Below are 26,125 nucleotides of genomic sequence, written 5' to 3'. Positions count from 1 at the left end.
GTAGCCTGAATGCTGCGCCGCTGCTCCCCAGGGAGCTATTACAGGATCAGGAGTTCGTTCGACATGCTGCACTCGCCTCGTCTCACCCAGCTGGCCCTGTCCATCGCCCTGGCGGTCGGCGCGCCCCTGGCCGCCGCCGCAGAGCCGGCCAAGCCAGCCGCAGTACCCGCCACCGAGGTGACCGCCAAGGCGCCGCTGCCGCTGGAAGAACTGCGCACCTTCGCCGAGGTCATGGACCGCATCAAGGCCGCTTACGTCGAGCCGGTGGACGACAAGACCCTGCTGGAAAACGCCATCAAGGGCATGCTCAGCAACCTCGACCCCCACTCCGCCTACCTCGGCCCTGAGGACTTCCAGGAGCTGCAGGAAAGCACCAGCGGCGAATTTGGTGGCCTGGGCATCGAAGTGGGCCAGGAAGACGGCTTCATCAAGGTGGTGTCGCCAATCGACGACACCCCGGCTTCGCGTGCCGGCGTGCAGGCCGGCGACCTGATCGTCAAGATCAACGGCGCGCCGACCCGTGGCCAGACCATGACCGAAGCGGTCGACAAGATGCGTGGCAAGGTCGGGGAGAAAATCACCCTGACCCTGGTGCGTGACGGCGGCAACCCGTTTGACGTGACCCTGGCCCGTGCGGTCATTCAGGTCAAGAGCGTGAAGAGCCAGCTGCTGGAAAACGACTACGGCTATATCCGTATCACCCAATTCCAGGTCAAGACCGGTGACGAGGTGGGCAAGGCGCTGGCCAAGCTGCGCAAGGACAACGGCAAGAAGCTGCGCGGCGTGGTGCTGGACCTGCGCAACAACCCCGGTGGCGTGCTGCAATCGGCAGTGGAAGTGGCCGACCACTTCCTGACCAAGGGCCTGATCGTCTACACCAAGGGCCGTATCGCCAACTCCGAACTGCGCTTCTCGGCCGACCCGGCCGACGCCAGCGAAGGCGTGCCACTGGTCGTGCTGATCAACGGCGGCAGCGCATCGGCCTCGGAAATCGTCGCCGGCGCCCTTCAAGACCAGAAGCGTGCCGTGCTGATGGGTACCGACAGCTTCGGCAAGGGCTCGGTGCAGACCGTGCTGCCATTGGCCAACGACCGAGCGCTGAAGCTGACCACCGCGCTGTACTTCACCCCCAACGGCCGCTCGATCCAGGCCCAGGGCATTGTCCCCGACATCGAAGTGCGCCCGGCCAAGCTGACCGCCGAAGTCGATACCGACAACTTCAAGGAAGCCGACCTGCAAGGCCACCTGGGCAACGGCAACGGCGGTGCAGACCGCCCGACCGGTAGCAGCAAGCGCAAGGAGCGCCCGCAGGATGACGACTTCCAGCTGAGCCAGGCACTGAGCTTGCTCAAGGGCCTGAACATCACCAAGGGCGACTGATACCCCCAATGCGTTATCTGTTGTGTCTGCTGTTCTGCCTGATGGCCGGGGTCGCGCAAGCGGGAACGGCCGCCAAGGCCTACATGAGCATCATCATCGACGACCTGGGCCAAAGCCCGGAGCGCGACAGCCGGACCCTGGCCTTGCCCGGGCCGGTGACCATGGCAATCATGCCCGACACCCCGCATGCCAGCGACTTCGCCCGCCAGGCGCACAAGGCCGGCAGGACGGTGATCCTGCATATGCCCATGGACCCGGCCACAGGGCCTTATGCCTGGCACCCAGGCATTGCCATCGAAGAGCTGGCCAGGCGCCTCGACGCCGCCCTGCTCAAGGTGCCCTACGCCGCCGGCATCAACAACCACATGGGCAGCCGCATGACTGCCCAACGTGAGCCGATGACCTGGTTGATGGGTGAGTTGCAGCGCCGCCACCTGTTCTTTGTCGACAGCCGCACCAGTGCCGTTACGGTCGCGGCAGCCGAAGCGCAAGCACAGGATGTCGCGCATGTGTCGCGGGATGTATTTCTGGATGACGTGCGCACGCCGGAAGCCATCGACGCTCAGCTGCAACAGGGCATCGAGCTGGCCCGAAAGCAAGGCTCGGCCGTGTTGATCGGCCACCCCTACCCGCAAACGCTAGCGGTACTGGAAAGGCAAATTCCACGGCTCAAGCAGTTGGGTGTCGAACTGATCACGCTGCAACAGATGATCGCCACACGTGGCAACCAGGCCATGCCTGCTCACGGTAAGCATGGCCGTTACAGCAATCGCTAGCGTTTGCCGATCGCGGCCTGCCGCGAGGCGGACAATGCGACTGTTCAGAGGTTGAACGGGATTACATCCTTGGACTGTGCGTAGGTCAGATTACCCCGGTAAATACTCAGGACCTGCCCCTCGCTCGCCGCTTTCATTTGCTCGCGATAGCCCATCTTGCGCTGGCTCCACAGTTTCAGATGGCCTTTGCCAAACGCCGTCGGCGCAGCCTGGGAGTCGGCAAAGTGGAAATGCGCGGCCCACAAGGGTTTGCCGAGGGCCTCGCCGGGAGCACGCAACAGGCTGATCCGGTATTCGTCCAGATACCCATCGGAGACCACCTGCCGAGGCCCGACATATTCCACGGCGAGCAAGCCCTGCTGATGGAGAAAGTTCAACCCTCTGTAACCTGGGTAGCGCGTCTTGCTGTAAAGCTCTACCAAACAGTCGCGGCGGGCCTGCCGCAACAGAATCAACGCATCGTCCATACCCGCCAGCAGCGCTTGCTCTGCGTCGGCATCGCTGAGCTGTTCACGCAGCTCGGCTACTTCGTTGATCTGGCTGTCCAGCATCGACATCAGGCCCATGTCGTCTGCATCCTTGGCAACGAGGTCTCGGGCTTGCGCGATGACGTTTTCGTTCTGGGCCAGTATGGCCCCGGCCAGTTCCCGGTTGTTCCGTTCAGAGTCCGGCGTCGAAGTGCGGGACTGCGGTTCCGGTTCGCCGGCCGCTACCTGTTCCACCCAGGCGTTTCCCTGCTTCTGGAAGCGATACACTACGTTCTTGTTGAAAGCCCCTGCGACTTGCAGCACCGGCTGCCCATCGACCACCGCTTCGCTGCCAATCACTACCTGGCCCGCCCGGGTATGGGCCACCTGCAGGCTCCTTTGTGGATAAACCGCACGACGCGTGCCCCGGGCCTGACCGTCTGCCTGCTCGCGCATGGCCTCCACCAATGCCTCACCAGCGATGGATTTCAGCTCCACCATCTGTTGCTTGTAGGCTTCGAGGCGCTGGACATCGATGAGCTTGCTACCGAGTGTCTTGATCCGTTCGGCGTTGAGAATTGCCGCGAGGTATTCGTTCCACGCACTTTGCAGCACCTCGATTCGTTCGGCGACAGGCAGGTCACAGAACATCAGCAGATGATGCGTTTGTGCGGCCACCCGCAGGCGCTGGCTGGCGAGCGCCTGGCGGAAAATCATGTAGTGCTGGGTAGGCGTGCCTTTGTGCCACTGCAGGGCCAGCTCGACCAGGCCCATGGCCTGGAAAAACCGGATGTTGATCGTGGTCGTCTTGCGAGTTCCGATAATGCCCGAGACACTCAGGGTGGCATCGGTGTAAGGCACCTGCATGTCGATATCGGTTACCGCCAACAGGCGATCCAGCTGGCTGGAGGCCTTGATGATCCTGGGCTGCTCTTCGAGCATCTTCTCCAGCATCGTCCGGTATCTGGCATACAACTCGGACTTTTGCTCTGGCGGCGCAACGTTGAGCGCGTTGGTGAGGCGGTCATATTCCCTGAAGCCACCCAAGGCCAGCAGCTCATCCATGAAGAACATGCCATAGCTGATAAGGCTCTTGCGGACTTGGGCCAAGAGCATACGCTGGTCTCTCACGCTGCCGTCCTGCGGCGAAAAACTTGACTTGTCGAGCACGAAGACAATGTTGCGTTCGGCCTCGAGATATCCCGCGAACAGCCTGTCGTTCAACGCCAGGCGCTGGGTGCGAAGTTCATTGGTCTGCTGGAGCAATTGCTGGTACTTGCGGTTGAACAACTCGGTAGCCTGCTCGAATTGCGCACGTTCGCCCGGGTCGGCTGGCGGGTCTTTTTTCAGCCGTTCCTCGACTTTTTTCACCGGATCACGCAAACCCACAATCTGCTCGCTCAACGCGTTGAAATCCTTGGTCATTGCCTCCGCTTCCAAGATTTGCCGCTCGATCTCCGTCTGAGCCTTGGCGACCGGCTCGCTAAGCTTCTTGCGCAGCCGCTCCCGGGCCAGCTGGCCCGAGCGACCACTGCCACCATGCAGGTGTGAATTGTTGAGGAACCAGATGTCGCCATCGCGCATCAGGTAGGGCCCAAGCGTGCCGTCCGGGCCCATGATCCGAGGGCCGGCATTCTCAAGGCTGACTCGATAAACGTGACCGTCCAGCGACACATAGAAATCGCCCTCGACGCGTACCAGCCCAGCAGCCATGCCCTGCGTCTGCGGTTCGCGCCCTTCCAGCGAAACACTGGCCGCCAAGGTCCGCAGGTGCTCGCGCTGGGCCTTCGACAAGCCGTTAAGCCCCCCCGCCCCACGCCAGGAAAAATCGAGGTGGGTATTGGCCATGGCCTGCAGCGTGTCGACCGAGGCAGTGGGCTCCCGCATTGCTGTGGACAGGGTCGCCAGCTCGATGCCATTGCCTGCCGGCGGCCCCTCAAACAGCAATGGCGGCAGGTCGCCAGAAACCGCCGGCGCAGCCAGCTTCGGGGTCTGCAGGTGGACCAAAGCCAGCAAGGTATTGTTCAGCACATCGACCATCGCCTGGATACGCTCGTCAAGGTCCGTGCTGGCCAGGCCGTGCACATCGCTGATCAAGCTGCGCATGCCGATATAGAGCCAGGCAACCGAGGTGAGGGGGCCCGGCAACACAGGGAGCACGACATTCAGCAGCTCCCAGGAAAATGCCGTGACCAGCCGCCAGCGCACCTCGCTGTTGCTCATGGCGCTGCGATCCGCCAGTTCCAGCAGCATCCGGCCCTTCGCTTCGAACATCTGCCGATCCACGTCCTGCGCCCAGAATTGCAGTGCCAACCGAACAGGCTGCGGTTTCTCCGGGAGCGTGTAAGGGTCGAGCTGCCACTGGGGCAAGTGCGGTTCCCGGAAGCCGCCATTGTCGTAAACCGCACGCTGCGCTTGTTCGATCCAGAGCAGCACGCTGTCCTGCAACGCCCCCGGGCTGCTGATCGCATCCAACAGTGCCTGAGCGCTGTCGAACTGAATGAGTGCCTTGTCGGTGTACAGCGGGCAGTACAACAGATGAGCACCCAACTCGATGAGTTCGATCACGTAGAAACCATGCGCCACGTCGACCCTCTCTGATGTCGGCGCGCGTTTGAACGCAAGCGGTGCAATCCGCACAGCCGCTGCACCTTCCTGGCCGCTACGGCAGAATTCTGCCAGGGCGCCGTAGGCGAACTTGTCGAGCCGTTTGACTGCCCGCGCCCGCGCAGCATCGAACATCAGGGTGATACGCCAGCGTATGGCGAATGCCGAGATGTGTTCGGCGCGACTCGCCGAGCGATCAAGAATCGACTGCACATGCCGTGGATAACTGCCGCCGATATCGACTCGCCGCACCAACTCACGGATGTAGTCAATGGTCATCCATTTCATGATCAGTTGGTTTTCACGGTGCGCGATGTGAGTCACCACCCCTCCAGCGGTGGCATCCAGGCGGCCGATCGCCAACTGCGTCAAGGTCAACGTCTTGTCGCCGGTCTTCTGGCCGAAGCCTAGCCCGTGACCGTCACTGACAAAGGTTTCGACGGTGAGGATAAGGTCATCAGGGAAGTAATTGGCATCTACCGGGTGGTCATGCAGCATTTCCTCGCGCAGGCGCGTCGCTGCGTAGGTGTGCAAGTCCGGCAGGCCGGCCGAACCACCCAGGGCCGCGCTGTGCTGTTGCAGTAGCGACAAGTCGAGCATGGCTTGCAGGTAGGCGGTCTGGCTATCCGTATCGGCTCGCGACAGGCCCTTGGGCAGCGCCAGGCCCAGCCCACCAGTGCCATAGTCACTGAACTCGGCAAAAAAAGACGCAGGGTCGCAGGCCAAATGGCAGTACCGCTCCAGCTGGTCGACGCTGTCGATCGCGCTCCAGCGCAGGCGGGCCAAGCGCTCGAGCAAGATTTCCAGCAACAGGGCGCTGTACGCGGCAAAAGCGTCGCCCTCGACCGCCAGGCCTTGCCAGCTCAACTCATCAAACCGGTATCGATCAGCCATCCGCATGTGCAACGCAGCCCCGAATGCTGCCTGGGAATCGAAACTGCGCACCAGGCCGTCGGGAGAACACCAGAGCGTCAGCTCACGAACCTCGCTGGAGGCGGTAATCAGCAAGCCGGGCAACAACTCATGGAATGTGGCGCCGCCCTCACGTAACGCCACCCGCACCAGCAGCACATCCAGCCCGGTGCGATTGCCCATCATCAGGTCACGCAGAAGCTTGCTTTGTTCGTCGTCCAGCGCCTCGTCTTTCAGGCCATCGAGCAGAGTGGCACGCAACACCTGCTGCAACCAGAGGTCCCGGTCGATCGTGGCATCGCCGTTCCAATAGTCGATCTGTGCTTGCTGGAAGTGCCAACGCAGCATAGGCACCAACGCATTCAGGGCATCGGTCAAACGCGAGGGCTCGATCAAATCGCCCTCGGCAGTTTCAAAGCTCGACTCGATGGCGAAAAAGCGCCTGGGCGGGTTCAGGCTAAGGCGGTAGTCACCTGCTGGGGCGAAGTCCAGCGGTTTAGCCTCAAGCATGGCTTGCAGCACAACATCCACGAGCGGCTGAGGGTGCCAGACACCATCCGGCTGCAGGGACAGAAGGTACAGCGGTGCAGCGGAGGTCATTTCAGGGCGATGCACGCCGACCAGAGGATAGTGCTCCAGGATCACGTTCATGATCCGTTCGCCCGCGACCTGGCGAAACGTGGGACGGCTGGCGAACTGGGCGGCGACTGCGTGATTGAGGTTGTGCGCGTGAGTGGCGGACATGACCAGGACTCGTGATGGAATGAACCACACAGCGTCCTTGAGAGGCTACCAAGACCGGTGCTACATATTGCTGCTGGCAGGCCGCTGCACCTTGCGGTACAGCGACCTGCCGGCCAGTCAGCTATAGACCCGGCCAAGCACCTGGCGGTGGCTTTCGAACTGGTCCAGCACATCACGCACGATCTGCTCTGGCGCGAAGCCCATCAGGTCGTACTCCTGGCTGCCATCGTGCAGGTAAACCTCGGCGCGATAGAAACGCTGGCGCACTTCCGGCTCGCCTTGCACGGGTGCTTCGCTCGGCGCGGCCATGTAACCGTCCAGGCTCACTTCGTAAACGAACGGGTTACCCTCGTCCATCATCACCCGCAGGCCCATCATGTTACGCGACTGGCCAACACGGGTTTCCACCTCGAAGCCCAGGTTCTGCAACTGCGCGGCAGCGTCTTTCAACGCCGGGCTGACCTGCTTGTCCATGAAGCGCTGCACCACGGCCTGGGTTGGCTGCAGTTCCAGCTGGGTCAGGCGCTCGCTGAAGCCACGCCGGCCACGGGCGGCCAGCTCGGCGCGCTCCTGCTCTACCGCCACGTCCTGCTTCATGGCCTTGTACAGGCCGAACATGAACAGCACGAGCACTACCGAGAACGGCAGGCCTGCCAGCACGACCATGGTCTGCATGGCTTCGAAGTTACCGGCAAACAGCAGGCCGATGGTGACCAGGGTAATGACCACGGACCAGAACACCACCATCCAGTGCGGGGCGTCTTCGTCGACCTTGCCGCCTTTGCACGAAAGGTTGGCCATCATCACCGCGCCGGAGTCGGCCGGGGTGAGGAACAGCACGAAACCGACGAACACCGCCACGCCGATCACGATCTTGGCCGCCGGGAAGTATTCCAGCAGTTGGTAGATCGACATCGATGGCTGTTCCAGCGCAGTCTTGCCCAGTTCCACGGCGCCCTGGTTGATCACCAGGTCCAGCGCGGTGTTGCCGAAGATCGACAGCCAGGCCAAGGTGAAGCCCAGCGGGATCAGCAGCACACCCATCACCAGCTGGCGCACGGTGCGGCCCTTGGAGATACGGGCAATGAACATGCCGACGAACGGGCCCCAGGAAATCCACCAAGCCCAGTAGAACACGGTCCACAGGCCCAGCCAGCGCTCGGACTTGCCGGCTTCGCCTTCATACACATAGAGGTCGAAGGTTTTCAGCACGATGCCGTTCAGGTAGTCGCCGACGTTCTGCACGAAGCCGTTGAGCAGGTGCAGGGTTTCGCCGCCCAGCAGGACGAAGATCAACAGGCCGCTGAACAACATGATGTTCAGGTTGGACAGGCGGCGGATGCCGTTTTCCACGCCCGATACCGCTGCCACGGTGGCCACGCCGGCCATGACCAGGATCACCATCAGCAGATTGGTCTTGCTGTGGTCCATGCCGAACAGGTATTCCAGGCCAGACGACACCTGCATCGCGCCAATGCCCAGGTTGGTCACCAGGCCCAGCAGGGTGACGAACATGCCGAAGATGTCCACGGCATTGCCTGCTGCCCCTTTTACCCAACGCTCACCGACCAATGGGTACAGCGCCGAGCGCAGTGCCAGTGGCTGGTTGTGGCGGTAGGCAAAGTAACCCACCGCGAGGCCCACCAGGGCATAGATCGCCCAGCCGTGCAGGCCCCAGTGCAGGAAGGTCAGCTGCAGGCCCTGGCGCGCGGCCTCGAGGCTGGCAGGGGTGCCCTCCGGGGGGTTGAAGTAGTGGTCCAGCGGCTCGGATGCGCCGAAGTACAGCAGCGAGATACCGATACCCGAGGAGAACAGCATGCCCGCCCATGCGCCGTAGCTGAAGTCTGGCTGGTCGTCCTTGCCACCCAGCTTCAGGCTGCCGTAGTCGGAGAAGGCCAGGTAGACGACGAACAGCAGATAACCGCAGATCACCAGCATGTAGTACCAGCCAAAGGTGCGCGTCAGCCACTTCTGGGCCACGCCCAGCACTTGGCCGGCGGTTTCGGGTACAGCGATAAGCAAGGCAGTCAGAACAAGGATCATCAGCGCCGAGGTGAAGAACACCACGCGGTTGACCCGTACCCTCTCGGCGGGGGGCTTGGTTAGTGAGGCAGAACTCATTGCACGAATGCTCCGGGCAGTGCGGCTGTGGAGGCTAATCAGTCTTTCCCGAGCAATTGGTGGAATATCCCCACTGCGTCAGGTGTTATAAAAGCACCCTGGAAACCGTGATCCCGAATCGATACGTTGCAAAAAAACAGACAGGTGGCCTGTTGAAAATGCCATACCTCAGCTGAGGTGCGCGCATTCGTCACAGATCACCCCGCCCGCTCCAAGGGCCTGTCGCAGGGCCAGAAGCCGCACGGCAGAATCTGCATTTCGCATCGCTCATGCCCGTCAACGCCTTGTATTACGGGGGTTACGCGATTTCCTGGGGTGTCAATCCGTGCATCGATCAACGCTTGAAAGAGTGTCAATGGCACAAATTGTCGCAGAGCTTATTCTTTATTGATTGAACGTTCAATCAAAACAAAATAGACTGGTCTTCGCCGAGTCAGCCGCTTGTCGTCTGCTCGCAGGCCTGAGGAGATAGCAAGATGCCCAAGGTCGGTATGCAACCCATCCGCCGCCAGCAGTTGATCGAAGCCACGTTGCAGGCGGTCGATCAGGTCGGTCTGGGGGACGCCAGCATTGCGCTGATTGCCCGTTTGGCCGGTGTGTCGAACGGCATCATCAGTCATTACTTTCGGGACAAGAACGGCCTGATCGCGGCGACGATGGGTTACATCATGAACATGCTCAACGAAGGTGTTCGAGCACGTCGCCAGGCCCTGACGGACGACAGCCCGCGCGCCCACCTGAAAGTGATCATCGAGGGCAACTTCGATGCCAGCCAGGTGAACGGCCCGGCAATGAAAACCTGGTTGGCCTTCTGGGCTTCCAGCATGCACCAGCCCGATTTGCACAGGTTGCAGCGGATCAACGACCACCGCTTGTACTCCAACCTGTGCTGCCAGTTCCGCCGCGCCCTGCCGCTCTACCATGCGCGCAAGGCAGCCCGCGGCCTGGCAGCCCTGATCGACGGTCTGTGGCTGCGTGGCGCCCTGTCGGGTGATGCATTCGACACCGACCAGGCAATACGGATTGCTTACGAATACATGGATCTACAACTGGCTAAGCAGCACACCCTGGGCACCAACGACCAGGCCGCTGAACAAGCGCGCACGGCACTTGCCAACCCGGCAGGAGCGTGACGCGCAAGCCAAACCACACACTGCACTTGCGAGGACACTATGGCCCGTTTCGGAACGCAAAAACTCTACATTGATGGCGCTTACGTCGACGCTGGCAGCGATGCCACTTTCGAAGCCATCAACCCGGCTACCGGCGAAGTCCTCGCCCACGTGCAACGTGCTACCGAGGCTGACGTCGAGAAAGCCGTCGAAAGCGCCGAGCGTGGCCAGAAAGTCTGGGCGGCGATGACTGCCATGCAGCGTTCGCGCATCCTGCGCCGCGCCGTCGACATCCTGCGCGAGCGCAACGACGAGCTGGCCATGCTGGAAACCCTGGACACTGGCAAGTCGTACTCGGAAACCCGTTACGTCGACATCGTCACCGGCGCCGACGTACTGGAGTACTACGCTGGCCTGGTACCGGCCATCGAGGGTGAACAGATCCCACTGCGCGAATCGTCCTTCGTCTACACCCGCCGCGAGCCGCTGGGCGTGACCGTGGGTATCGGTGCCTGGAACTACCCGATCCAGATCGCCCTGTGGAAGTCCGCCCCGGCCCTGGCCGCTGGCAACGCGATGATCTTCAAGCCATCGGAGGTCACCTCGCTGACCACCCTGAAACTGGCCGAGATCTACACCGAAGCCGGCCTGCCGAATGGCGTGTTCAACGTCCTGACCGGCAGCGGCCGCGAAGTCGGCACCTGGCTGACCGAGCACCCACGCATCGAAAAGGTTTCGTTCACCGGCGGCACCACCACCGGCAAGAAGGTCATGGCCAGCGCCTCGAGCTCGTCGCTCAAGGAAGTCACCATGGAACTGGGCGGCAAGTCGCCACTGATCATCTGCGCCGACGCCGACCTGGACAAGGCCGCCGACATCGCCATGATGGCCAACTTCTACAGCTCGGGCCAGGTCTGCACCAACGGCACCCGCGTGTTCATCCCGGCTGACATGAAGGCTGCCTTCGAAGCCAAGATCGCCGAGCGCGTTGCCCGCATCCGCGTTGGCAACCCGGAAGACGAGAACACCAACTTCGGTCCGCTGGTCAGCTTCCAGCACATGGAAAGCGTGCTGGGCTACATCGCCAAGGGCAAGGAAGAAGGTGCCCGCGCGCTGTGCGGTGGCGAGCGCCTGACTACCGGTGACTTCGCCAAAGGTGCCTTCGTTGCGCCGACCGTGTTCACCGACTGCACCGACGACATGACCATCGTCAAGGAAGAGATCTTCGGCCCGGTGATGAGCATCCTCACCTACGAAACCGAGGAAGAAGTGATCCGCCGTGCCAACGACACCGACTACGGCCTGGCTGCCGGTGTCTGCACCAACGATATCACCCGGGCCCACCGGATCATCCACAAGCTCGAAGCCGGCATCTGCTGGATCAACGCCTGGGGTGAGTCGCCGGCCGAAATGCCGGTAGGTGGCTACAAGCAGTCGGGCGTCGGCCGCGAAAACGGCGTCAGCTCGCTGGCTCAATACACTCGCATCAAGTCGGTCCAGGTCGAGCTGGGCGGCTACAACTCGGTTTTCTAAAACCGGTCTAGCCACGCCCGTGCTGCCTTGCACGGGCGTTTCCGCTCCCTGATCACCGCCAACACGAGGGTACTTTCATGTCCCAAGAATTCGATTACATCATCGTCGGTGCCGGTTCGGCCGGTAACACCCTGGCTACCCGCCTGACCGAAGACGCCGGCGTCACCGTACTGCTGCTGGAGGCCGGTGGCCCCGACTACCGCTTCGACTTCCGTACCCAGATGCCAGCCGCTCTGGCCTTCCCGCTGCAGGGCCGCCGCTACAACTGGGCCTACGAGACCGACCCAGAGCCGCACATGGACGGCCGTCGCATGGAATGTGGCCGCGGCAAGGGCCTGGGTGGCTCGTCGCTGATCAACGGCATGTGCTACATCCGCGGCAACGCCATGGACTTCGACGGCTGGGCAGAACTGCCAGGCCTGGAAGACTGGACCTACCTCGACTGCCTGCCGTACTTCCGTAAAGCCGAAACCCGTGACATCGGCCCTAACGACTACCATGGCGGCGAAGGCCCGGTCAGCGTTGCCACGCCGAAGGCTGGCAACAACCCGCTGTTCCACGCCATGGTCGAGGCCGGCGTTCAAGCCGGTTACCCGCGTACCGAAGACCTCAACGGCTACCAGCAGGAAGGTTTCGGCCCGATGGACCGCTCGGTGACCAAGAACGGTCGCCGCTCCAGCACCGCCCGCGGCTACCTGGACCAGGCCAAGAAGCGCCCGAACCTGACCATCGTCACCCATGCCCTGAGCGACCGCGTGCTGTTCGACGGCAAGCGCGCCGTCGGCGTGACCTACCTGGTCGGCGACAGCGAAGAGCGCGTCGAAGCCCGTGCACGCAAGGAAGTGATCGTCAGCTCCGGCGCCATCGCTTCGCCACAGCTGCTGCAGCGCTCCGGCGTGGGCCCGCGCGCCCTGCTGGAAAGCCTCGACATCCCGGTTGTGCACGACCTGCCGGGCGTGGGTGAAAACCTGCAGGACCACCTGGAACTGTACCTGCAGTACGCCTGCACCCAGCCGGTATCGCTGTACCCATCCCTGCTGTGGTGGAACCAGCCGGCCATCGGTGCGGAGTGGTTGTTCAACGGCACCGGCATCGGCGCCAGCAACCAGTTCGAGGCTGGCGGCTTCATCCGTACCCGCCCTGAATTCAAGTGGCCGAACATTCAGTACCACTTCCTGCCGGTGGCCATTAACTACAACGGCTCCAACGGCGTGAAGGAGCATGGCTTCCAGGCGCACATGGGTTCCATGCGCTCGCCTGCCCGTGGGCGTATCCAGGCCAAGTCGAAAGACCCGCGCCAGCACCCGAGCATCCTGTTCAACTACATGTCCACCGAGCAGGACTGGCAGGAATTCCGTGACGGCATCCGCCTGACTCGCGAAATCATGGCCCAGCCAGCGCTGGACCCGTACCGTGGCCGCGAAATCAGCCCGGGCGCCGACGTGCAAACCGACGAACAGCTGGACAAGTTCATCCGCGAGCACGCCGAAACTGCCTTCCACCCGTCCTGCTCGTGCAAGATGGGCACCGACGACATGGCAGTGGTCGACGGCGAAGGCCGCGTGCACGGCATGAAGGGCCTGCGTGTGGTCGATGCCTCGATCATGCCGCTGATCATCACCGGTAACCTCAATGCCACCACGATCATGATCGCCGAAAAGATTTCGGACAAGATTCGTGGTCGCAAGCCACTGCCGCGCAGCACTGCCAAGTACTACGTGGCGGGCGATGCGCCAGTGAAAGGCAAGCCGCTGCGTGAAGTGAAGCAGGGCTGAGGCCTTGATCAGGGGCCGCTCAGCGGCCCCTTTCACGTGTGCTCAGGAAGGCAGCGCAAAGAATGTGCGCATCAACGAATCATCCTCCTTGCCCAGCCGCATCGCCAGCGCCTGGCGATCGAAAAGCTTGCCTGTACGCATGTCACGCACGGCCGTCCCGCCGGGCGCCTGCGCCAGTGCCTTCAGGCACACCTCGGTAAAGCGATAATCATGCCCTTGAACCGCCGTCACCTTCTGCACTTGCAGGTAGCGCCCGGGCATCATCAAAGACTCAGCCTCATCAGGTCGCCTTGAAAAGGGCCCGATGGGCGTCGCCTGCATGTCCTCGCCCGGCTCCAGCACATAAACCAGCGCGTTCTCATCAAAGGCACTCCGGCCACTGACCTGAGCCTGAGGGTCGTTGAAAACCTCCCAGAGGGCATAGGGGTTTTCCGTGAATGACGTGAAGTCGGTGGTCACCAGCACGTCCCCCACTTCGATGGCACCCTCACCCAATGCCTGAAAACCCGTCCCCCGCAAGCCGGAGGCAGCCCGGTACAGCCTCACTTGATTAGTCACACCGATTTGCCCAAGTGCGTGGGCAAGCGCATGGCTGCGCTGGATATGCGCGGCGCGCGTGCCCTCTAGCGGCATACCCCGCCACAGGTTGTTGTAACGCTCCGGCGAGCTGGTGTACTCGGCAATGGCGGGCGAGCCAAAGCCGTGCTCATCGCGATAGACGGGGTAGGGTTCACTGAAGGCATCCAGGTACTCGCCATTGGGCCCCAAGGCATCGAGATCAGCCCACGGTACCGCACCCAACAGAGCTTCCTGGCGGGCCAGCGCCTGATCCGACACAGCCAGCAATTCATCTGCCGCCGGGGCCATGTAAAGCCCCCAGTCGACCTTGGCGGCAGAGGCTTGCGCCTGACCCGCCACCCGCGGTGGGACGTGGCCATCGGTAAACAGCTCGCTGGCTCGCAGCATGGCTATATCAAGCAGGATGAACAGGATATCCGTCAGTACTGACCACCATGCGGCTGTGCGCCAGCCCTGCTTGCCATTGATTGCCCGGTCCAGATGCAGCACCAGGCTGGCGGTGCCCAGACCGAGCGATGCCAATATCACCGGCCAGCCAAACGGCGCCATCGGTGCTATCACGAAGCTCGCAGCCTGCACGCCCGCCAGCCAATCGGCCTTTCGCAGCTGGGCGTTGGTGGTCAGCCGTTCGTGAGCGTCGCTGGTCAGATCATCCATCACCGCATCGCGTAGACGAACGAACAGGTCCCCTTCAATGGGCTGCCCCAAGATGGCGGTGTCACCTCGCGATTGTGCGAGCAACTTGAAGTAATTGCGTAGTCGCGGGCGTAGCGCCTGCGCCAGTACCCCGTCCCCGACGAACAGCCTGACCAGCCGCTCTCGCCCCACCGTCGTGGCGGCCTGGTCAGCCATCCACTCCTGAAACGCATGGCGAGCGTCGAACACCTGCACCACAGCCTGAACATCGGCAAGATAGAGGCACAACCTGCCAGTCTTCAGCTTGCGCAAGAACATCAGCTTGGCGCTGATACCGCCGATGACAAGAGCGTTCCACCCCGATTGAGTACTCGCTTCCCGGGCCAGTCGCAAAGCGTGTACGGTAGTCGGCAGTGCGGGTGCAGCGAGCGTCACCGCCATTAGCTCGTGGCGCTCAGGTTCGCTCAACCCAGCTTGGCCCACAGCAGCGATGAAGCGGGCGCGGGCCAGCACACAGTAGTCTTCGCCATGCCGTGCCCGAAACGTGCTCAGCATCTCGGTATAGCGCCCCGCAAAATCCAAGCGCCAGAACGCCTTCAGTACATGCTGTGGGTCGAGCCGCACTTCATTGCGCTCGTCATACACTGCGTGGCTGGCATCTACCCGGTAGAAGCCACCGTAGGTACTCAACTCGTCAGCACTGGCCTGCTGCTGTGGGCTGTATCGCTGGATGACCAGTTCGGTAAAGGTCAGAGACCGCCGTGGTGGCCCGCTGTGGCGCCAGCCGGTGAAGCTCAACGAACTGCTGGTCGCCGACTGGAACTCGTGCCAATAAAGCCCGTCCGGATCCAGCCAGTACCCCAGTTGGCGGCGAAGCACATGGCCCGCTGCCTGGCGTGCCAATCCATGCAAGTCGGGAAACTGCCCCAGCAGGCGCTGGGCCACCTGGGCGAGGGAAAGCGTTTCATGATCGTTCATCGTACCGGGCTGCCTGAAAGTGGGCGCATCACTACAACGGCAAGCCGCGGCAGCGATGCGGTATCGCTTTACAGCCCGCATCGGCCTCAGGTTAGAATCGATTGGCACGCGACCTGCTAGCAACATGCTATCGAGTCCTTTTTCCCCCGCGCTGTCCCGGAGTACCTGCCTTTGGATGCAAGCACCATCAACAGCCTGTTCTTGATCGGCGCATTGCTGGTGGGCGCAAGTATCCTGGTCAGTTCGCTATCGTCGCGGCTGGGCATCCCTATTCTGGTCATCATCCTCGCCGTCGGCATGGTCGCCGGTGTCGATGGTGGCGGCATCATCTTCAACAACTACCCGACCGCCTACCTGGTGGGCAACCTGGCATTGGCCGTGATCCTGCTCGACGGTGGCCTGCGCACGCGAGTGGCAAGCTTCCGCGTGGCGTTGTGGCCGGCGCTGTCGCTGGCCACGGTCGGGGTGATGATCACCACTGCCCTCACCGGCCTGGTTGCCGCCTGGCTGTTCAACCTGAGCCTGATCCAGGGCCTGCTGATCGGTGCCATCGTTGGCTCCACCGATGCCGCTGCGGTGTTCTCGCTGCTGGGCGGCAAAGGCCTGAACGAGCGGGTTACCGCCACCCTGGAGATCGAGTCGGGCAGCAACGACCCGATGGCCGTGTTCCTCACAGTCACCCTGATCGACATGATCGCCAGCGGCCAGACCGGCCTGCACTGGAGCCTGCTGGGTCACTTGCTGCGCGAATTCGGCATCGGCGGGCTGATCGGCCTGGGTGGCGGCTGGCTGATGCTGCAATTGGTCAACCGCATCAACCTGGCCGGTGGCCTGTATCCGATTCTGGTGGTGGCCGGCGGCCTGGTGGTGTTCTCGCTGACCAACGCCCTGCACGGCAGTGGCTTCCTCGCCGTGTACCTGTGCGGCCTGGTGCTCGGCAACAAGCCTATCCGCAGCCGCCACGGCATCCTGCACATGCTCGACGGCATGGCCTGGCTGGCGCAGATCGGCATGTTCCTGGTGCTCGGGCTGCTGGTCACACCGCACGATTTGCTGCCCATCGCCCTGCCTGCGCTGGGCCTGGCGCTGTGGATGATTCTGGTGGCGCGGCCGCTGTCGGTGGTTGCCGCCCTGCTGCCGTTCAAGGCCTTCCACGGTCGCGAGAAAGGCTTCATTTCCTGGGTCGGGCTGCGTGGCGCGGTACCGATCATTCTGGCAGTGTTCCCGCTGATGGCCGGCCTGCCAGACGCCCAGCTGTTCTTCAACCTGGCGTTCTTCATCGTGCTGGTGTCACTGCTGGTGCAAGGCACCAGCCTGCCGTGGATGGCCAAGCTGCTGAAAGTGACCGTACCGCCAGACCCGGCGCCAATTTCCCGCTCTGCCCTGGAGGTGCATATCACCAGCGAGTGGGAAATGTTCGTCTACCGCCTGGGCGCCGAAAAGTGGTGCATCGGCGCCGCCCTGCGCGAGCTGAAAATGCCCGAAGGCACGCGGATTGCCGCCCTGTTCCGTGGCGAGCAACTGCTTCACCCGTCTGGCAGCACCGTGCTGGAAGTGGGCGACATGCTCTGCGTGATCGGCCACGAGCACAACCTGCCGGCCCTCGGCAAGTTGTTCAGCCAGGCGCCACAGCGTGGCCTGGACCTGCGTTTCTTCGGCGACTTCGTGCTCGAAGGCGATGCCGAACTGGGTGCTGTGGCAGCGTTGTATGGCCTGAAACTGGATGGTCTGGACGCGAAAATGCCGCTGGCACAGTTCATCCGACAGAAGGTCGGAGGCGCTCCAGTAGTAGGTGACCAGGTCGACTGGCATGGCACGATCTGGACCGTGGCGACCATGGACGGGAACAAGATCCAGAAAGTAGGCGTCAGATTCCCCGAAGGAACGCGACCCGGACCAGGATTGTTCCTCTAAACTTCGTTTCTGCCGGATCCACAAGTAGTCTGCCTATGTCCCTGCGCGTGTACCTTCGCACAGCCCTGCTCGGGCTGTGTCTGTCCCTTCCTTTTGCCGCCAACGCGGCAGAAGCCCCGAGCACCGCCAGCATCCAGAACAGCCTCGACAAGATCGCCGAGCGCAAGCTGCCCGAAGCTGACCAGAAGGCCTTGCAGCAAGTGCTCGAACAAACGTTGAGCCTGCTGGCCAGCAAGGAAGACAACGAGAAGAAGCTTGCCGCGCTGAAGCAGCAACTGGCCGGCGCCCCCAAGGAAACCAGCGACAGCCAGAAAGAACTCGCCAGGCTCAAGGAAAGCAAGGCGCAACCCGTGCCGCAGCGCTACGCCAACCTCAGCGTGCCGCAGCTGGAACAGATGCTCAGCGAGCGCAACACCCAGCAGGGTGAGCTACAGAAAGCGCTGTCCGAAGCCAACAGCCTGATCATCAACTCGCAAACCCGCCCCGAGCGCGCCCAGGCCGAGATCAGCAGCAGCCAGACCCGCACCCAGCAGATCAACAACATCCTCAAGACCGGTAAGGACGGCGGTAAATCGATCAACGCCGACCAGCGCAACCAGCTGAACGCCGAACTGGCCTCGCTCAACGCGCTTACCCTGCTGCGCCGCCAGGAACTGGCCGGCAACAGCCTGCTGCAAGACCTGGGCAATGCCCGTCACGACCTGCTGATCGAGCGTGCCGCGCGCCTGGAGCAGGAAATCCAGGACCTGCAGACGCTGATCAACGACAAACGCCTGGCCCAGTCGCAAGAGGCGGTCACCCAGCAATCGATCGAGGCCCAGAAAGCCGGAGGCAGCAGCCTGCTGGCCAGCGAGAGCGCGGCCAACCTCAAGCTCTCCGACTACCTGCTCAAAAGCACCGACCGCCTTAACGAGCTGACCCAACAGAACTTGCGCACCAAGCAGCAACTCGACAGCCTGACCCAGGCCGATCAGGCGCTGGACGAGCAGATCAGCGTCCTCAAGGGCAGCCTGCTGCTGTCGAAGATCCTCTACAAACAGAAGCAGGCGTTGCCGCACCTCAAGCTCGACCGTGACCTGGCCGATCAGATCGCCGATATCCGCCTGTATCAGTTCGAGATCAACCAGCAACGCGAACAGATGAGCAGCCCGGTCACCTACGTCGACAAACTGCTGGCCAGCCAGCCGCAGGCAGACGTCACCCCAGCCTTGCGCAAAGCCCTGCTGGAGGTGGCGATCACCCGCAGCGATCTGCTCGAGCGCCTGAACCGCGAACTGTCGGCACTGCTCAACGAGTCGATCACCCTGCAACTCAACCAGAAGCAACTGCTTGGCACCGCACAGGGTTTGCGCACCACCCTCGACGAGCAGATGTTCTGGATACCAAGCAACAAGCCGCTGGACTGGGACTGGTTGACCTATGTTCCAGAGCGCTTGGCCAAACAGGTTGCCGACCTGCCATGGGGCTCCGGCCTGAAAGAGCTGGCCGACGGCCTGAGCCAGCGTCCTTTGCTGTTTCTGCCCCTGCTGCTGGTTATCGGCGCGCTGCTGTGGCGCCGCAAATACCTGTATGAGCGGCTAAGCAAGGTACATCAGGATATCGGCCACTTCCGCCGTGACAGCCAGTGGCACACGCCGCAGGCGATCCTCATCAACATCCTGCTGGCCATGCCGGTCAGCCTGGGCCTGGCCTTGTGCAGCTACGCGTTGCAGATCGACGCGCGCGGGCAGAACGCCAACCTGGGCGCCGCGCTCTGGCAACTGGCCCAAGCCTGGCTGGTGTTCTACACCGCCTACCGCATCCTCGCCCCCGGCGGGGTAGCAGAAATCCATTTCCGCTGGCACAAGCCGCAAGTCGAGTTCCTGCGCGGCTGGGTGCGTCGCCTGGGCACCGTGGTGCTGGCATTGGTCGGTGTGGTGGCGGTTGCCGAGCACCAGCCTTCAGCACTGGCCGATGACGTGCTGGGGATCGGCGTGGTGCTGACCTGTTACGCGTTGATGGCCTGGCTGCTCAGCCGCCTGCTGCTGAGCAGCCCGGCGCACCGCGACACCTCGCTGTTCCGCAAGGCCGTAGGCGTGGCCTTCACCGCATTGCCAATCGCCTTGTTCGTGGCGGTGTGCTTCGGCTATTACTACACCGCACTGAAACTCACCGACCGGCTGATCTACACCCTGTATCTGCTGCTGTTCTGGCTGGTAATCGAAGCTGCGTTCGTGCGCGGCCTGTCGGTAGCGGCGCGGCGGCTGGCCTACCAGCGCGCGCTGAGCAAGCGGGCGGCGGCCAAGGAAGGGCTGGACGGCGAGGTCATCACCGAAGAGCCGACCCTGGACATCGAACAGGTCAACCAGCAGTCGCTGCGCCTGATCCGCCTGGCCCTGCTCGGCGGTTTCATTGCCGGCCTGTACTGGGTGTGGTCCGACCTGATATCGGTGTTCGCCTACCTCAACAATTTCGTCCTCTACGAATACACCAGCGGCACCGGCGCCGCCGCCAGCATGGTGCCGATCAGCCTTGGCGACCTGCTGGGCGCGCTGGTGATCGTCGGCATCACCTTCGCCCTCGCCGGCAACTTGCCGGGCCTGCTGGAAGTGCTGGTGCTGTCGCGCCTGAACCTGGCCCAGGGCAGCGCGTACGCCACCACCACGCTGCTTTCGTACACCATCGTCGGCATCGGCATCGTCAGCACCCTGTCGACCCTCGGGGTGAGCTGGGACAAGCTGCAATGGCTGGTGGCCGCGCTGTCGGTGGGCCTGGGCTTCGGCATGCAGGAGATCTTCGCCAACTTCATCTCCGGCATCATGATCCTGTTCGAGCGCCCGGTGCGCATCGGCGACACCATCACCATCGGCAACCTGTCGGGCACGGTAAGCAAGATCCGCATCCGCGCCACCACCATCACCGACTTCGACCGCAAGGACATCATCGTCCCCAACAAGACCTTCATCACCGGCCAGCTGATCAACTGGTCGCTGACCGACACGGTCACGCGGGTGACGCTGAAGCTGGGCATCGACTACGGCTCCGACCTTGACCTGGTGCGTGACCTGCTGCTCAAAGGCGCGCATGAAAACCCACGGGTGCTCAAGGACCCGGAGCCAATCGTGTACTTCCTCAACTTCGGCGAAAGCTCGCTGGACCATGAGCTGCGCATGCATGTACGCGACCTGGGCGACCGCAACCCGACGCTGGACGAGCTCAACCGCTACATCAGCCGTGAATTCAAGGCGCATGACATCAAGATCTCGGTGCGCCAGGTCGAGGTGTTCTTGATAGACCCCAAAGGCGGCAAGCAGCAGTTGATTCCCGTGGAGCAGCCGAAACCCGATGGCACTGCTTCGGCCTGAGTGGGTTCGAATACTTTATTCTGTGCAGACCCCCTGCGAGGGCTTCGCCCTCGTTCGCGTCGGGACGCCGAACCGCCGCGAAGGGCCGCCAAGCGGCCCCAGCCAATCAATCTCAGGAGCCGGCTCGTGAAAACCCTCGACCAACTCACCTTCGACAACCGCTTCGCCCGCCTGGGCGATGTGTTCTCCACCCAGGTGCTGCCCGAACCCATCGCAGACCCGCGCCTGGTGGTAGCGAGCGAATCGGCCATGGCCCTGCTTGACCTCGACCCGGCCCAGGCCGAGCAGCCGGTATTCGCCGAGCTTTTCAGCGGCCATAAGCTGTGGGAAGAAGCCGACCCACGGGCAATGGTGTATTCCGGCCACCAGTTCGGCTCGTACAACCCACGGCTGGGTGATGGCCGCGGCCTGCTGCTGGCCGAAGTGCTGAACGACGCTGGCGAACACTGGGACCTGCACCTCAAGGGCGCCGGCCAGACCCCGTACTCGCGCATGGGCGACGGCCGCGCCGTGCTACGCTCGTCGATCCGCGAATTTCTCGCCTCCGAAGCCCTGCATGCCCTGGGCATCGCTACCAGCCGGGCACTGTGCGTCATCGGCTCAAGCACTCCGGTGTGGCGCGAAACCCGCGAGAGCGCCGCCATGCTCACACGCCTGGCGCAGAGCCACGTGCGCTTCGGCCATTTCGAGTATTTCTACTACACCAAGCAGCCGGAACAGCAACGTGTTCTGATCGACCACGTGCTACAGCAGCACTACCCCGAATGCCGCGATGCCGAACAACCCTACCTGGCCATGTTCCGCACCATCGTCGAGCGCAATGCCGAGCTGATCGCCCGCTGGCAAGCTTATGGCTTCTGCCACGGAGTGATGAACACTGACAACATGTCGATCCTCGGCATCACTTTCGATTTCGGTCCGTACGCCTTCCTCGACGACTTCGACGCCAACTTCATCTGCAACCACTCCGACGACCGTGGCCGTTACAGCTACGCCAACCAGGTGCCCATCGCCCACTGGAACCTCAGCGCGCTGGCCCAGGCACTGACCACGGTGATCGAGGTTGAGCCGCTCAAGGAGGCGCTGGGGCTGTTCCTGCCGCTGTACCAGGCCCATTACCTGGACCTGATGCGCCGGCGTCTGGGCCTGACCACTGCCGAGGATGACGACATGGCGCTGGTCGAGCGCCTGCTGCAGTGCATGCAGCGTGGTGGCGTGGACTACAGCCTGTTCTTCCGCAAGCTGGGTGAGCAGCCGGTGACCGAGGCCCTGAAGGTGGTGCGCGATGACTTCATCGACCTGGCCGGCTTCGATGCCTGGGGCGCAGATTACCTGGCCCGCTGTGAGCGCGAACCCGGCAATGCCGAAGGCCGCCGTGAACGGATGCAGGCGGTGAACCCGCTGTATGTGCTGCGCAACTACCTGGCGCAGAAAGCCATCGAAGCGGCCGAGGCAGGGGATTACAGTGAAGTACGCCGATTGCATCAGGTACTGACCAGCCCCTTCGAGGAACAGCCCGGCATGCAGGCCTACGCCGAGCGACCGCCGGAGTGGGGCAAGCACTTGGAAATCAGTTGCTCTTCCTGAGTAACGCCGCGTCTACAAGAAATTTAGGGGGTACGCGTGACCGGGTTGGGGCGACCACGCGTACGCCTTGAGGGGGGTGCGCCTGTGAGACCGAGCGCCGCCCGCGCGGCGCTCGATCTCATAAGCGAAGAAAATCCCCCGCCAACCGCCCGGGGCTATTCAACCGTTCTCTTCGAGCAACGAATGCAACTCGACGAACTGCTGGGTCAGCTTGTGCTTGGGCTCCAGGTGAATCAGCGGCAGGCTGGCGTGGTGCGATTCGCGCATTTTCACCGAGCTGCCCAAGTACACCGGTAGCACCGGGAGCCCTTCTGCCAGCAGTTCGTCGAGCATCTGCTGCGGCAGGCTGGCACGTGACTGGAACTGGTTGACCACGATGCCCTCGACCAGCAGGTCTTCGTTATGGTCTTCCTTGAGGTCTTCGATCTCGGCCAGCAGGCCATACAGGGCCTGGCGCGAGAAGCTGTCGCAGTCGAAAGGAATCAGCACGCGATCGGCAGCAATCAGCGCCGAAACCGCATAGAAGTTGAGCGCTGGCGGGGTATCAATGTAAATCCGCTCGTAATCCTCATCCAGCTCATCGAGCAACTTACGCAGCTTGTTGATCTTATGCTTGGCCTCGAGCTTGGGTTGCAGGTCGGCCAGCTCTGGGGTGGCGGTAACCACGTGCAGGTTGTCGAACGGGGTTTCGTAGATGTCGACCTTGTTCTTCTTGCTGAATGGCCCGCTGGACAGGCTTTGCTTGAAGAAGTCAGCAATGCCCATGGGGATGTCTTCACCCGTGAGTCCGGTGAGGTACTGGGTTGAGTTGGCCTGGGCATCCAGGTCGATCAACAGGGTCCGATAGCCTTCATTGGCACTGACCGCCGCCAGGTTGCAGGCGATGCTCGACTTGCCTACGCCACCTTTCTGATTGAACACCACGCGCCGCATGATTGACCTCCGTGTTTCAACGAATGCCCGAGTATGTGGCGCTGCCGCAGCAATGGCCAGTGCCATTTGCCGGGTATGGATGGACCTGCTCCTCAGCCATAGGCCTGGCCGATGACCAGCTCGGCAAACGCCTTGGCCATGGCCGAGCCGCCACGCTCGCGTTGCACCAACCATACCGCTGACATCGCCCCCTCATCGAGCAGGGTGCGATACACCACTCCTTCAATGCGCATGCGCTGGAACGAGGCCGGCAGCACCGATACCCCGAGCCCCGCCGATACCAGGCCGATAATGGTCATCGCCTCCCCTGCCTCCTGGGCAAAATGCGGGCTGAAGCCCGCCTGCCGCGCCAGGCTCAGCAACTGCGCATGCAACCCGCTGCCGTAACTGCGCGGGAAGAACACGAACGGCTCATGGGCCAGCGCCGCCATATGCACCCCCTCCTCCGTGCCTTCAGCCAGTGGATGCGAAGCGTTGATTACCGCCACCAGTGGCTCACGGAACAGTTCGGTGGCCAGCAGCCCCTCAGGCAACGGCATCGGCCGCATCAGGCCCACTTCGATGGTTTCGTCAAACACCCCCTCGGCGACATCCCGGCTGCTCATTTCCTGGAGGTTCAGATGCACCGCCGGAAAGCGCTGGCGGAAGGCGTGGATGGCCTTGGGTATCTTCGAGGTGAAAGGTGCCGAAGAAGTAAAACCAATCTTCATTTCGCCCAGCTCGCCCAGCTGTGCACGCCGAGCGACATCCGCGGCCTTCTCGACCTGCGCCAGCACCTGGCGTGCCTCTTCAAGGAACAGCCTGCCCGCCTCGCTCAGTTCGACCCGACGATTGGTACGCTCGAACAGACGTGCGCCCAGTTCCTGCTCCAGCGCCTGGATCTGCTGGCTCAGGGGTGGCTGCGAAATGCCCAGCTGCTGGGCGGCGCGGCCAAAGTGCAATTCTTCGGCAACAGCGATGAAATAACGCAGATGGCGCAGTTCCATGATCGGCTCCAAACAAGTCGCAGTACGTCTTAAATAGGTCGAACAATATATTGGATCTAATCATTAGCTAGCTATATGCTTTTTTCATTGCGCCAGAGGTACCCACCGTGAAAACTGCTGTAGCCCCCCTTCCTGTCGAGCCAGAGCCTGCTCCCCTGAACGAAATGTGGATCGAAAAAGGCACCCCCGCCTTCATGAAGACCGTGCTGGCCCTGTTCAGCGGCGGTTTTGCCACCTTCGCCCTGCTGTATTGCGTGCAGCCGATGATGCCGCTGCTGTCGAAGGAGTTTTCCATCAACGCGGCGCAGAGCAGCCTGGTGTTGTCGGTAGCAACTGCCATGCTGGCGTTCGGCCTGTTGATAACCGGGCCCGTCTCTGACCGCATCGGGCGCAAGCCGGTGATGGTGTTCGCCCTGGTCTGCGCCGCACTGTCCACACTGGCCAGCGCAGTGATGCCGAGCTGGGAGCTGGTGCTGGCCACACGTGCGCTGGTGGGCCTGTCGCTGAGCGGCCTGGCGGCAGTGGCAATGACCTATTTGAGCGAGGAAATCCACCCACAGCACATCGGCCTGGCCATGGGCCTGTACATTGGTGGCAACGCGATTGGCGGCATGAGCGGGCGGCTGATAACCGGCGTATTGATCGACTTCGTGAGCTGGCATACCGCGATGCTGACCATTGGCGGCCTCGCCCTGGTGGCTGCGCTGGTGTTCTGGAAGGTGCTGCCGGAATCACGTAACTTCCGCCCACAGACGATGAACCCGCGCAACCTGCTGAATGGTTTTGTCATGCACTTCAAGGATGCCGGCCTGCCTTGGCTTTTCCTGGAAGCCTTCCTGCTGATGGGCGCTTTCGTCACCCTGTTCAACTACATCGGCTACCGCCTGCTGGCCGAGCCCTACCACATGAACCAGGCGCTCGTCGGTTTGCTGTCGGTAGTGTACCTGTCCGGTATCTACAGCTCGGCGCAAGTCGGTGCCCTGGCGGACAAGCTGGGCCGGCGCAAGGTGTTCTGGGCCAGTATCGTGGTGATGGCGGGTGGCTTGCTGATGACCCTGGCCAGCCCGCTGGCGATCGTGATCGTGGGCATGCTGGTGTTCACCTTTGGCTTCTTTGGCGCGCACTCGGTGGCCAGCAGCTGGATCGGCCGCCGGGCGCTGAAAGCCAAAGGGCAGGCATCGTCGCTGTACCTGTTCAGCTATTACGCAGGGTCCAGCGTGGCCGGTACGGCGGGCGGGGTGTTCTGGCACCAGTGGGGCTGGAACGGCATAGGGCTGTTCATTGGCAGCTTGCTGGCCGTGGCGTTGCTGGTGGCGTTGCACTTGAGCAAGTTACCACCCAAATCGATGTGAGGCGTTCGCGGGCATGCCCGCGAACGGGCCCTTGGATCAGTTGATGATCTCAACCATATCCACATCGACCTCCCGGCTCATCAGATGTTTCTCCACCTCACCGGTCAGCTTGACCTTGGTCTTTTCGTTGAACGGAGTCGGCGGCAAGTCTTCATCATCAATTTCTACGCTGAGGGTGCCGGTGTTGTCCTTGAATTCGTACTTGTCGTCGTTGTTGATCTTCTTGGTCACGAAGCCCTGCAGCACCACCGGGGTGTCATCAGCGGCATCGTTGGCCGCGGCAACGGTGGTAACCGGCTGGGCACCGGGGCCGGTGTAGCCCGCAGCCAAGGCGGCAGTGCTGAACAGCGGGGCAAGGATCAGGGCGAGGTAGCGAGCTTTCATGGTGG

The 26,125-nt window shown here is 62.4% G+C and carries 15 protein-coding genes; 9 read left to right on the top strand and 6 right to left on the bottom strand.

The window, feature by feature from the left end; genetic code table 11:
• Window positions 1-63: 63 nt before the first annotated feature.
• Window positions 64-1,380 (top strand): S41 family peptidase, encoded by a 1,317-nt coding sequence (locus E8E68_RS06865; protein WP_266029083.1) that lies wholly within the window; start codon window positions 64-66, stop codon window positions 1,378-1,380.
• An 8-nt stretch (window positions 1,381-1,388) separates the two neighbouring features.
• Window positions 1,389-2,156: a divergent polysaccharide deacetylase family protein gene (locus E8E68_RS06860; RefSeq protein WP_280340342.1), complete on the top strand. Its 768-nt coding sequence runs from the start codon at window positions 1,389-1,391 to the stop codon at window positions 2,154-2,156.
• Window positions 2,157-2,200: 44 nt separating this feature from the next.
• On the opposite strand, the gene E8E68_RS06855 is transcribed toward E8E68_RS06860, so the two are convergent.
• Together E8E68_RS06855 and E8E68_RS06850 are read right to left on the bottom strand one after the other, a co-directional pair.
• Entirely contained in the window at window positions 2,201-6,886 is a 4,686-nt protein-coding gene (locus E8E68_RS06855) for a DUF6543 domain-containing protein (protein WP_280340340.1), read from the bottom strand.
• A 117-nt stretch (window positions 6,887-7,003) separates the two neighbouring features.
• Window positions 7,004-8,950 carry a BCCT family transporter gene (locus E8E68_RS06850; RefSeq protein ID WP_266029120.1) on the bottom strand — a complete coding sequence of 649 codons (1,947 nt, stop codon included), beginning with the start codon at window positions 8,948-8,950 and terminating at the stop codon, window positions 7,004-7,006.
• A 533-nt stretch (window positions 8,951-9,483) separates the two neighbouring features.
• Here E8E68_RS06850 and betI point away from each other — a divergent pair.
• From betI to betA, 3 genes are all read left to right on the top strand, one after another.
• On the top strand, window positions 9,484-10,140 hold the full coding sequence (gene betI, locus E8E68_RS06845; RefSeq protein ID WP_266029080.1) for a transcriptional regulator BetI: 657 nt from the start codon (window positions 9,484-9,486) through the stop codon (window positions 10,138-10,140).
• Window positions 10,141-10,179: 39 nt separating this feature from the next.
• Window positions 10,180-11,652, top strand: a complete 1,473-nt coding sequence (gene betB / locus E8E68_RS06840) for a betaine-aldehyde dehydrogenase (RefSeq protein WP_280340338.1) — start codon at window positions 10,180-10,182, stop codon at window positions 11,650-11,652.
• A 77-nt stretch (window positions 11,653-11,729) separates the two neighbouring features.
• Window positions 11,730-13,427: a choline dehydrogenase gene (gene betA / locus E8E68_RS06835; RefSeq protein ID WP_280340337.1), complete on the top strand. Its 1,698-nt coding sequence runs from the start codon at window positions 11,730-11,732 to the stop codon at window positions 13,425-13,427.
• Window positions 13,428-13,469: 42 nt separating this feature from the next.
• Here the strand turns inward: betA and E8E68_RS06830 are convergent, their stop codons facing one another.
• A complete protein-coding gene (locus E8E68_RS06830; protein WP_280340335.1) occupies window positions 13,470-15,620 on the bottom strand; it encodes a DUF6543 domain-containing protein in 2,151 nt (716 codons plus the stop codon).
• A gap of 171 nt (window positions 15,621-15,791) precedes the next feature.
• Here E8E68_RS06830 and E8E68_RS06825 point away from each other — a divergent pair, with 171 nt between their 5' ends.
• The 3 genes from E8E68_RS06825 (at window position 15,792) to selO (ending at window position 22,465) form a co-directional block, all read left to right on the top strand.
• Window positions 15,792-17,534 carry a potassium/proton antiporter gene (locus E8E68_RS06825; protein ID WP_266029078.1) on the top strand — a complete coding sequence of 581 codons (1,743 nt, stop codon included), beginning with the start codon at window positions 15,792-15,794 and terminating at the stop codon, window positions 17,532-17,534.
• A 35-nt stretch (window positions 17,535-17,569) separates the two neighbouring features.
• Window positions 17,570-20,878 (top strand): mechanosensitive channel MscK, encoded by a 3,309-nt coding sequence (gene mscK, locus E8E68_RS06820; protein WP_110745141.1) that lies wholly within the window; start codon window positions 17,570-17,572, stop codon window positions 20,876-20,878.
• A 126-nt stretch (window positions 20,879-21,004) separates the two neighbouring features.
• Window positions 21,005-22,465: a protein adenylyltransferase SelO gene (gene selO / locus E8E68_RS06815; protein ID WP_280340332.1), complete on the top strand. Its 1,461-nt coding sequence runs from the start codon at window positions 21,005-21,007 to the stop codon at window positions 22,463-22,465.
• 159 nt (window positions 22,466-22,624) lie between these two features.
• Here selO and E8E68_RS06810 read toward each other — a convergent pair whose 3' ends face one another.
• Window positions 22,625-23,398 carry a ParA family protein gene (locus tag E8E68_RS06810; RefSeq protein ID WP_110745143.1) on the bottom strand — a complete coding sequence of 258 codons (774 nt, stop codon included), beginning with the start codon at window positions 23,396-23,398 and terminating at the stop codon, window positions 22,625-22,627.
• A gap of 92 nt (window positions 23,399-23,490) precedes the next feature.
• Window positions 23,491-24,384 (bottom strand): LysR family transcriptional regulator, encoded by an 894-nt coding sequence (locus E8E68_RS06805; RefSeq protein ID WP_266029075.1) that lies wholly within the window; start codon window positions 24,382-24,384, stop codon window positions 23,491-23,493.
• Between the two features lie 164 nt (window positions 24,385-24,548).
• Here E8E68_RS06805 and E8E68_RS06800 point away from each other — a divergent pair, with 164 nt between their 5' ends.
• On the top strand, window positions 24,549-25,736 hold the full coding sequence (locus E8E68_RS06800; protein ID WP_280340424.1) for an MFS transporter: 1,188 nt from the start codon (window positions 24,549-24,551) through the stop codon (window positions 25,734-25,736).
• Window positions 25,737-25,772: 36 nt separating this feature from the next.
• On the opposite strand, the gene E8E68_RS06795 is transcribed toward E8E68_RS06800, so the two are convergent.
• Window positions 25,773-26,120 (bottom strand): NirD/YgiW/YdeI family stress tolerance protein, encoded by a 348-nt coding sequence (locus E8E68_RS06795; RefSeq protein ID WP_110745146.1) that lies wholly within the window; start codon window positions 26,118-26,120, stop codon window positions 25,773-25,775.
• Between the last annotated feature and the right edge of the window lie 5 nt (window positions 26,121-26,125).

The sequence above is a fragment of the Pseudomonas sp. BN607 genome (assembly GCF_029871175.1).
In the GTDB taxonomy this organism is placed as follows: Bacteria; Pseudomonadota; Gammaproteobacteria; order Pseudomonadales; family Pseudomonadaceae; genus Aquipseudomonas.
Note: the sequence above shows the minus strand (reverse complement) of the source record. Positions and strands in the feature narration are given on the sequence as shown.